This is a genomic window from Micromonospora sp. NPDC048999, from assembly GCF_040649295.1.
Taxonomy (GTDB): Bacteria; Actinomycetota; Actinomycetes; order Mycobacteriales; family Micromonosporaceae; genus Micromonospora.
The window spans coordinates 1-9,256 of the sequence record NZ_JBEZFI010000081.1 but is presented as its reverse complement, the minus strand read 5'-3'; the positions used below and the strand labels follow the sequence as shown (position 1 = coordinate 9,256).

7 protein-coding genes and 1 tRNA gene are annotated in these 9,256 nt (G+C 72.3%); 2 read left to right on the top strand and 6 right to left on the bottom strand.

Annotated features, from left to right (window positions below; genetic code table 11):
* Nucleotides 1-369: 369 nt before the first annotated feature.
* Nucleotides 370-2,511 (bottom strand): MMPL family transporter, encoded by a 2,142-nt coding sequence (locus AB0C02_RS33110; protein WP_357553160.1) that lies wholly within the window; start codon nucleotides 2,509-2,511, stop codon nucleotides 370-372.
* 187 nt (nucleotides 2,512-2,698) lie between these two features.
* Nucleotides 2,699-2,771 (bottom strand) — tRNA-Asn (locus tag AB0C02_RS33105).
* Between the two features lie 296 nt (nucleotides 2,772-3,067).
* On the opposite strand from AB0C02_RS33105, the gene AB0C02_RS33100 reads away from it, so the two are divergent.
* On the top strand, nucleotides 3,068-3,427 hold the full coding sequence (locus tag AB0C02_RS33100; RefSeq protein ID WP_357553159.1) for a hypothetical protein: 360 nt from the start codon (nucleotides 3,068-3,070) through the stop codon (nucleotides 3,425-3,427).
* 118 nt (nucleotides 3,428-3,545) lie between these two features.
* Entirely contained in the window at nucleotides 3,546-4,730 is a 1,185-nt protein-coding gene (locus AB0C02_RS33095; RefSeq protein ID WP_357553158.1) for an ROK family transcriptional regulator, read from the top strand.
* A 184-nt stretch (nucleotides 4,731-4,914) separates the two neighbouring features.
* On the opposite strand, the gene AB0C02_RS33090 is transcribed toward AB0C02_RS33095, so the two are convergent.
* The 4 genes from AB0C02_RS33090 to AB0C02_RS33075 all read right to left on the bottom strand — a co-directional run.
* Nucleotides 4,915-5,925, bottom strand: a complete 1,011-nt coding sequence (locus tag AB0C02_RS33090) for a sugar phosphate isomerase/epimerase family protein (RefSeq protein ID WP_357553157.1) — start codon at nucleotides 5,923-5,925, stop codon at nucleotides 4,915-4,917.
* Between the two features lie 197 nt (nucleotides 5,926-6,122).
* Nucleotides 6,123-7,202: a polyprenyl synthetase family protein gene (locus tag AB0C02_RS33085; protein ID WP_357553156.1), complete on the bottom strand. Its 1,080-nt coding sequence runs from the start codon at nucleotides 7,200-7,202 to the stop codon at nucleotides 6,123-6,125.
* A 33-nt stretch (nucleotides 7,203-7,235) separates the two neighbouring features.
* Nucleotides 7,236-8,381: an inositol-3-phosphate synthase gene (locus AB0C02_RS33080; protein ID WP_357553155.1), complete on the bottom strand. Its 1,146-nt coding sequence runs from the start codon at nucleotides 8,379-8,381 to the stop codon at nucleotides 7,236-7,238.
* 225 nt (nucleotides 8,382-8,606) lie between these two features.
* On the bottom strand, nucleotides 8,607-9,256 hold a 650-nt coding region (locus AB0C02_RS33075; RefSeq protein WP_357553154.1), incomplete at its 5' end, for a Gfo/Idh/MocA family oxidoreductase.

Here is a 9,256-nt window from a genome sequence, read left to right as displayed (position 1 = left end):
GGCGGGCGGGACTCGAACCCGCGACCGATCGATTATGAGTCGACTGCTCTAACCCGCTGAGCTACCGCCCCCTGCCGCATCGGGGATTTATGAGTCCCCTGCTCTAACCCGCTGAGCTACCGCCCCGCTACCGCGCCGGATCTTATCCCGCCCGGTCGATCACCGGCCACCACCAAAATCGGCGTCGCCGCTGCCGCACCAGCACGATGGGCAACGCGAGGATAACAGCGAGCAGCCGTCTCGCCGCAGCCATGCCCCGCCCCCTGGCAGTCCGATCACGCTCGGACTCGAAATGGCAGGTCATGAGGCGGGTGCAGCCTTCCCGTCCAGCTCGGACGGACCGCACTGCCCGGTGCGGAGCGGCGAGAATCACACCGGCGGTCCGCCGGCCACTGGCGAGCGGGATTCGCCGCCGCGGACGGCGCGGGACAATCTGCTCGGCCACCAGATAACCGGCCCGAGGTCGTACGCGAGCGCGGGCACCAGCAGCGACCGGACGACGATGGTGTCGAGCAGCACCCCGACGGCGACGGCCACGCCCAGCTCGACCAGCACCACCAGCGGCAGCACGGCGAGCGCGGAGAAGGTGGCGGCGAGCACGACACCGGCGGAGGTGATCACGCCGCCGGTGACGGCGAGGCCGGCAAGGACCCCGGCCCGAGTGCCCCGCCGGACCGACTCCTCACGGACCCGGCTCATCAGGAAGATGTTGTAGTCGATGCCGAGGGCGACCAGAAAGACGAACGCGAAGAGCGGGAACGACTGGTCGACGCCGGGAAAGTCGAGGAGATACCGGAAGATCACCGCGCAGAGGCCGAGCGTGGCGAGGAACGACAGCACCACGGTCGCGATCAGCAGGATCGGGGCGACCAGGGCGCGCAGCAGCAGCGCCAGGACGATCACGATGACCAGCAGCACCACCGGGATGATGACGTTGCGGTCCCGGGCGGCGGCGTCGGCGGTGTCCACGTCGACGGCGGTGAAGCCACCCACCACCGTGTCGGAGCCGGGCACCTTGTGGACCGCCTCGCGCAGGTTGCGAATGGTCTGTTCGGCGGCGTGGCTGTCCGGCGGGTTGGCGAGGGTGGCCTGCAGCTGCACCCGTCCGTCGACCACCAACGGCTGCGCGTTCGGCTCGGTCGGCCCGCCCGGTCCCGCTGCGGTGACCGGTCGGACGGAGGAGACCCCCGGTACGCCCTGGGCCACCTGGGCGACCTGCCGGGCGGTGGTCTGCGTCGTAAAGATCGTGGCGGGGCTGCCGGTGCCGGCCGGATAGTGCCGGGCGATCACCTCCTGCCCGGCGGTCGAGTCGGTGCCCTTGGTGAACTGCTGCGACTGGCCGAGGGCGGTGATATCGAGCTGGGTGAGCCCCAGGGTGAGTACGGCCAGCAGCACGGCGGTGACCAGCCAGACGGTCCGGGCCCGGCGGGCGACGAAGCCGGCAATCCGGCCCCAGATGCCGTGCTCGGCCTGCGGTTCGGCGCAGTCGCACCGGGGCCGCCGTGGCCAGAACGCCCACCGTCCGCCGAGCAGCAGCAGCGCGGGGAGGAAGGTGAGCATCACCAGCAGGGTGGCGGCGATGCCGACGGCGGCGACCGGCCCGAGCGCCCGGTTGGAGTTGAGGCTGGACAGCAGCAGGCAGAGCAGGCTGACGATGACGGTGGTGCCGGAGGCGATGATCGCCGTGGCGGCGCCCTTCCAGGCGGCCTTCAGCGCGTCCCAGGGGCGGTCGTGCCGGTGCAGTTCCTCCCGGTGGCGGGCGATCAGCAGCAGCGCGTAGTCGGTGCCGGCGCCGAAGACGAGCACGGTGAGGATGCCCTGCGCCTGCCCGTTCAGCTTGATGATGCCGCTGCCGGCCAGGTGGTAGACGGCGAGCGCGGCCAGCGCGTACGACATGCCGGCGGCGAGCAGCGGAAAGATCCAGAGCACCGGGCTGCGGTAGACGATCAGCAGGATGATCAGCACCACGATCAGGGTGACCAACAGCAGCGGCCCGTCGATGGCGGTGAAGACCTCGATCAGGTCGGCGAGTAGTCCCGCCGGGCCGGCCACGTTGACGGTGAGCCCGTCTCGGTCCGCGCCGGCGATGTCGCGGAGTTGGGTGACGACCTGCCGGATCCGTTCACCCCCGACGCTCTCGACCGGGACGATCACCTGTACGGCCTGGTGGTCCTGGCTGACGATCGGCGGCGGCAGCGGAGCGACCACTCCGGGCACCTGGGCGAACCGGGCGGCGTCGGCCTGTACGCGCTGCTGGTCGGCCGGGGTGATGCCGGAGGTGCGCTCGTAGACGACGAGGGCCGGGGTGGTCTGCTTCGACGCGAAGCCGGCGGAGAGGTCCTGCGCCCGGGTCGCCTCGGCGTTGGCGGGGAGGAAGGCGGAGTTGTCGTTGGTGGCGACGTTCCCGAGCTTGCCCGCGTACGGGCCGGCGATCGCGCCGACGATCAGCCAGCCCAACACGACCGCCACCGCGACCAGCGTCGCCGTCCGGCGGCTCGGTCCCCCGGCCATCTCCACCCGTCCTCGGCCCGATGCACCAGTCGACCCAGCGGAGATCTGGGCCGGCATCGCTCATCCTGCCGGGCAGAATCACATCCCGTGGGAGAATCCGGACGCTACGCCGGGAAGGGTCACCGCATCGGACCGAATTAAGAAACGCCCGCTGGCTTGGGCCGACGGGCGCTGCATTGGAGCTAAGCTCCCCCGATTGGACTCGAACCAATAACCTGCCGGTTAACAGCCGGCTGCTCTGCCAATTGAGCTACAGGGGACCGTGCATCGCCCGGCTAGCGGATCTCTCCGCGCCGTGCGACGCCACAAGACTACAGGACTTCGGGGGGCAGCGCGCCAGGGGGTTGCCCCACCGATTGCGGCGCTGGGGCGGTGCCGTCGCATAGGCCCGAGTCCACCCATAACTCGGGCAAATCGCCATCTCCGCCCAGGAAGGCATGAGCCGAGAGCAAGATGGGTAGTTAGCCGCCGACAGAGGACGCAGGCGCGAGATGGTCGCTCCCGCCGGGCAGCCCCGGACGGGAACGGCGGCGCGTCAGGTACGGAAGGAGCCGCCATGCGCGGAAAGATCATGTTTCTTGGCGGGCTGGCTGCGGGATTCGTCCTGGGCGCCCGTGCCGGCCGGGAGAAGTACGAGGAGCTGATGGTCCGGGGCCGCAAGGTGCTCGACCACCCGACCGTTCAGGAGGCGGCGGGTGTCGCGCAGGCCCAGGCGACCCGACTCTATGCCGAGGGCAAGGACAAGCTGGGGCAGACCAAGCTCGGCGAGAAGCTCACCAACGGCAACAGGCAGGGGCTCACCCCGGCCGACAAGCCGTTCGCCGGCACGCCGGCCGGCGCCAAGTCCGGCTCGAGCGCTGCGGGCTCCGCCAGCGGTTCGAGCAGCAAGGCCTCCGGCACGGGCAGCAGTTCCTGACATCGCCCGAGAGCGGGCCGGTCACCGACAGGCGACCGGCCCGCTCTCGTCGGGGCACCCCCTCCGCGTCACACGCCGTGGGCGGCGATGTGGCACATTTCGAGAGGAGGTGGTCGCGATGACGATGATCGGACCCGAGAACGCGGACCAGGCGCGGCTGCTGCGACTGCTGCGCGACGACGGCCCCCGCTCACGGGTGGAGCTGACCGACGCCCTGGGCCTGCCCCGGGGCCGGTTCGGCGCTGAGGTGGACCGGCTCGCCGCGCAGGGCCTGGTGGAGGCCGCGGGGCCGGCCGCGTCCCGCGGCGGTCGCCGCTCGTCGCTGCTCCGGATCGCCGAGCAGGTCCGATTCGGCGCGGTGATCGTCGGTGAGGGGCGGCTCGACGTCGCACTAACCGACGGGGAGTTGAGCGTCCTCGCCCGGCACACAGAGCCGGTCGACGTACGCCTCGGGCCCGAGCCGGTGGTAAGTCACGCGGTCGAGCTGCTCGCCAAGCTGCGGGCCGAAGCCGGGCTGGCCCGGTTGACCGGGGTCGGCGTGGCCCTGCCCGCGCCGGTCTCCGTCCGCGACGGTGCCCCGGTCTCGCCGCCCGCCCTGCCCGGCTGGCACCAGTTCCCGGTACGCGACACCATCGCCGCCGAGTTGGGCTGCCCGGTGCAGGTCGACAACGACGCCAACGTGATGGCCCTCGGCGAGCACCACGCCGGCACCGGCCGGGCGTTCGACGACTTCCTCTACGTCAAGCTGGGCAACGCGGTCGGCTGCGGGCTGGTGCTCGGCGGGGCGCTCTACCGGGGCGCGACCAGCGGGGCCGGCGACATCGGGCACCTCCAGCTGACCGAGGACGGGCCGCTGTGCGTCTGCGGCAACACCGGCTGCGTCGAGGCGTACTGCGGGCACGCTGCCCTGGTGCGGGAGGCGGTGACCGCCGCGCGGGCCGGACACTCGACGGCGCTCGGCGACCGGCTGACCGCGGCCGGCACCCTGACCATCGACGACGTGGCCGCGGCGGCGACCGGCGGCGACACGACCGCGCAGACGCTGGTCCGGGACTCCGCCCGCCGGCTCGGCCAGGTGCTGGTCGACCTCGTCAGCTTCGTCAACCCGGCCATCGTGATCATCGGCGGCGCGCCGCCCGGGGTCGGTCCGGTGCTGCTCGCCGAGATCCGCGGCGTGGTCTATCGGCGTTCCACGCCGCTGGCCACCGGGGCCATGCCGATCGTGCTCTCCGACCTGGGTGACCGGGCCGCCCTGGTCGGCGCCGCCCGCCTGATCAGCGACCAGGTCTTCGCGGCCCGCTGAGCGCCGCCGGCTCTGCCGTCCGCACCGGCGGAGAGCCGGCGCCCGCTCTGCGGCCGCGGCGGCACCGAATGCCGGGAGCTACGAACTTGATGACGTGGGTGGATCACCTAACGGTCGACTGCGCTGGCGGCGCGGCGGCCGAGGTGAGTCGTTTCCGTCATCAAGTTCGTAGCGACCGAAAGGGTCAGTCCCGGGTGCTGCTGAAGGCGGCGTCGAAGGCGGCGGCCGGCGCGTCGAAGGCGAGCCGGCGTACGAACTGCAACGCCTCGGGCGCGCCGACCAGGCGGTCCATGCCGGCGTCCTCCCACTCGATCGAGATCGGGCCGTCGTAGCCGATCGCGTTCAACGCGCGGAAGCAGTCCTCCCACGGCACGTCGCCGTGCCCGGTGGAGACGAAGTCCCAGCCGCGCCGCAGGTCCGCCCAGGGCAGGTGGGAGGAGAGCCGTCCGCGGCGGCCATCGCCGGTACGGACCTTCGCGTCCTTGCAGTCGACGTGGTAGATCCGGTCGGCGAAGTCGAAGATGAAGTTGACCGGGTCCAGCTCCTGCCAGACGAAGTGCGACGGGTCCCAGTTCAGCCCGAACGCGGGCCGGTGGCCGATCGCCTCCAGCGTGCGCTTGGTGGTCCAGTAGTCGTACGCGATCTCGCTGGGGTGCACCTCGTGCGCGAAGCGCACGCCCACCTCGTCGAAGACATCGAGGATCGGGTTCCACCGGTCGGCGAAGTCCTGGTAGCCGCGCTCGATCATGGCCGGCGGGACCGGCGGGAACATCGCCAGGGTGTGCCAGATCGACGAGCCGGTGAAGCCGACCACCGTCTTCACCCCGAGCTTCGCCGCCGCCCGGGCGGTGTCCTTCATCTCCTCGGCGGCCCGGCGGCGGACGCCCTCCGGCTCGCCGTCACCCCAGATCCGCGCGGGGAGGATGTCCTGGTGCCGTTCGTCGATCGGGTGGTCGCAGACCGCCTGCCCGACCAGATGGTTGGAGATGGCATAGACCTTCAAGTTGTGCTTGGCGAGGGTGGCCCGCTTCCGGTCCACGTACGACTCGTCGGCGAGCGCCTTGTCGACCTCGAAGTGGTCGCCCCAGCAGGCGATCTCAAGGCCGTCGTACCCCCACTCGGCGGCGAGCCGGCAGACCTCGTCGAACGGAAGATCGGCCCACTGGCCGGTGAAGAGCGTGATGGGTCGCGCCATTGTCCTTCTCCCCTATTGGTGATGGGGGATTCCGTGTCGGACCGGGGCGAGGGCGACCGGGTGCGACGACCCCGACGGGCACCGGTGGGCGCGGTCGCGCCTGGGCCCGACGGGTTGCGCCTCCCGTCGGGTCACCGGCCACCTCGCGGTCGCCGCCCCCACTGTAGGCCCGCCCCGACCGGTTAGGAAGGCCCGCGTCACGCGTTGCGGTCGGCCGCCCGAGCCCCCAGGTCGGCCAGGGCCGCCCGGGCCGGCTCGGCCAACGGCAGTCGGTCCAGCGCGGCCAGGGCGGCGTCGGCGCGTACCCGGATCATCTGCTCCACCGACGTCCGGGCACCGACGGCCTCGATGATCCGCCGCACCTCGGCCGCGCCGCCGTGGTCCAGGTCGGGCTGGCCGACCAGCGCGCCCAACCGCGCCCGCCCGGCCGGGCCGGCCGCCTGCCGGGCCAGTGCCATCAACACCGTCGGCTTTCCCTCGCGCAGGTCGTCCAGGTTGGACTTGCCGGTCACCCTCGGGTCTCCGAAGACGCCGAGCAGGTCGTCGCGGAGCTGGAAGGCGTCCCCGATCGGGTCACCGAAGTCGGCCAACGCCGCCACCGCGTCGGGGTCGGCACCGGCCAGGGCGGCGCCGATCTGCACCGGCCGGGTCACCGTGTAGCGGGCGGTCTTCATCCGCACGACGGCGAGCGCGCTCGCCACCGAACCGTCGACGGCGGCGGAAAGCACGTCCAGGTATTCCCCCGCGATCACCTCGGCCCGCATCCGCGAGAAGACGGCAAGACCGCGCCGGACCTGGGCGGGCTCCAGCCCACACTCGTGGAACATCTGCCCCGACCAGGCGGCGCAGAGGTCACCGCAGAGCAGGGCGGCGTCCCGGCCGTACGTTTGCGGGTCGCCGCGCCAGCCGGAGCGGGCGTGCAGGTCGGCGAAGATCCGATGCATCGCCGGTTGGCCGCGCCGCCGGTCGCTGTGGTCGAGAATGTCGTCGTGGATCAGGGCGAACGCGTGAAACAGTTCCAGCGCTGCCGCCGCGGCCACGATCGGTGCGCCGTCGGGACCGCCGAAACCCCGCCACCCCCAGTAGCAGAAGAGGGGCCGCACCCGCTTGCCCCCGGCCAGGACGAACCGGTGCAGCACGTCGTAAACAGCTCCCGCACCGTGGCCCGACCGGCCCGGCCGCTGCCGACGCAGAAACGCGGCGAGTGCGGCGTCGAAACGGCCCCGCAGCAGGGTGGGATCGGTCGGCGTGACGGTGACGGTCCGACCATTATCCATGGCTGACAATATCGCACCGGCCTGTCCCACGGCTCACCCAGCTCGGGCGTGCAGCCCGGCAACGAACTCACGCAGCAGCGCCCACTGCTCGGCCAGCGAGTGGGTGGGCGCATCGAGCGGATCCTTGAAGAAAAAGGCCAACTCGGCGAGGGGGCCGCGGCGGCCGGCGGCGTGCGCGGCGGCGGTGAGCCGGGCCAGGTCGAGCACCAGCGGGGCGGCCAGCGCGGAGTCGCAGCCGTGCCAGGTGAACTCCATCCGCATCCCGGTACCGAGGAAGCCGGCGAAGGTCACCAGGTCCCAGGCGGTCTTGAAGTCACCGAGTTCCGGCACGAAATCGATCCGGGTGCCGCCCTGCGGGACGTAGCCGAGGGTCTCGCCGAGCACCCGCTGCTTGCTGTCCACCTTGGCCGCGTTGGCGGCCGGGTCGGCGAGCGTGGCGCCGTCCCCGCCGCCAAGCAGGTTCACCCCGGACCAGGAACGCACCGTCAGGTGCCGCATCGCGAACATCGGCGCGAGCACCGACTTGACCAGGGTCTCCCCGGTCTTGCCGTCGTGCCCGGCATACGGCAGGCCCTGCTCGTCAGCCAGCGCCTTCAGCGCCGGCAGCCGGGCCCCGGTCGACGGCGTGAAGTCCACGTACGGGCAGCCTGCGGTGAACGCCGCGTACGCGTACAGCGAGCTGGCGGGCAGCACCGCGCCGGGGCCGGCCAGCGCGGCCCGCAGCGCGGCAAGGTCGTGGTGGGCCGGGTGCGCGGCGGCGACCGGTTCGGTGGCGGTGACGTTGACCACCACCACCCGGTCCAGCCCGTGCCGGCGCTGGAAGTCGGTCAGGTCGCGGGCCACGGCGGTAGCCCGCTCGGCCTGGGTGCCCCCGGTCGGGGCGGGACGCAGCGCCGCCTCGACGTCGGCCAGTTCGTCGGCGAGGGCGTCCACCAGCCGGCCGGGCAGCACCCGGGCGGCGGCGAGCGCCCCGGCCCGCTTCGTGAGCGGGGTGACGACCACGTCGTGGCCGCCGAGAACCAGGTCGGCGAAGGCCGGCAGGGCCGGCCCGCGCAGGTCGGGCAGCTCGGTGACGCAGCCGGTCGGCTCGGTGAGCCCGGCCCGCAGCGCCAGTGCCCCGACGATGCTGGTGGTCGCGACCGAGCCGCGCGCACCCATCAGCCAGACACCCGTACGCATCGTGCCTCCTCACCGTCGTCGTCAGGCCGGCCCGCCCGGTGCGGCCGGGGAATCCCGGTCCGGCCGCACCGGACGGCCGTGCTGGTCGTGCCGTGCCGGAGGCTCCGGTGGCACGCTTCCCGAGGTCGACCTCGCCCCCCGCCGCGGGGCGCAACCGCGGCGGGCCCTCGCCGGTCGGCGCCGGGAAGCCTTCTCGGGCGGCGCCGACGGGCGCCGCTACGCGGGTCAGCCGGCCAGTTCGGCCAGCGCGGGCTCCACCTCCGTCCAGGCGGCCCGCTCCGCCGAGCGGGTCACCGCGTCCAGCACGAGCTGGACCTGCAGCGCGTCGGTGAAGGATGGTGTGGGGTCGGTGCCGGTGGCGATGGCTTCGATGAAGTCGCGCATCTGGTGGGTGAAGGAGTGTTCGTAGCCGATGGGGTGGCCGGGTGGCCACCAGGCGGACATGTAGGGGTGTTCGGGTTCGGTGACCAGGATTCGGGTGAATCCCTGTTCCGGTCCCGGCCGGGTGGCGTCGTAGAACTCCAGCTCGTTGAGGCGTTCCAGGTCGAAGACCAGGGTGCCGAGCGACCCGTTGATCTCCACCCGGAGGCCGTTCTTGCGGCCGGTGGCGAAGCGGCTCGCCTCGTACGTGGCGAGCGCCCCGCCGTCGAGCCGGGCCACGAACACCGCCGCGTCGTCCACGGTGACCTGCCCCATCGTCTGGCCGTTGCCGTCGGCCTGCGCGGCCAGGCCGCTCGACCCGGTCGGCAACGGCCGTTCCTTGACGAAGGTCTCGGTCAGCGCGCTGACTCCGGTGATGTGTTGTCCGGTGATGTGTTGGGTGAGGTCGATGATGTGGGCGCCGATGTCGCCGAGGGCGCCGGAGCCGGCCTTGT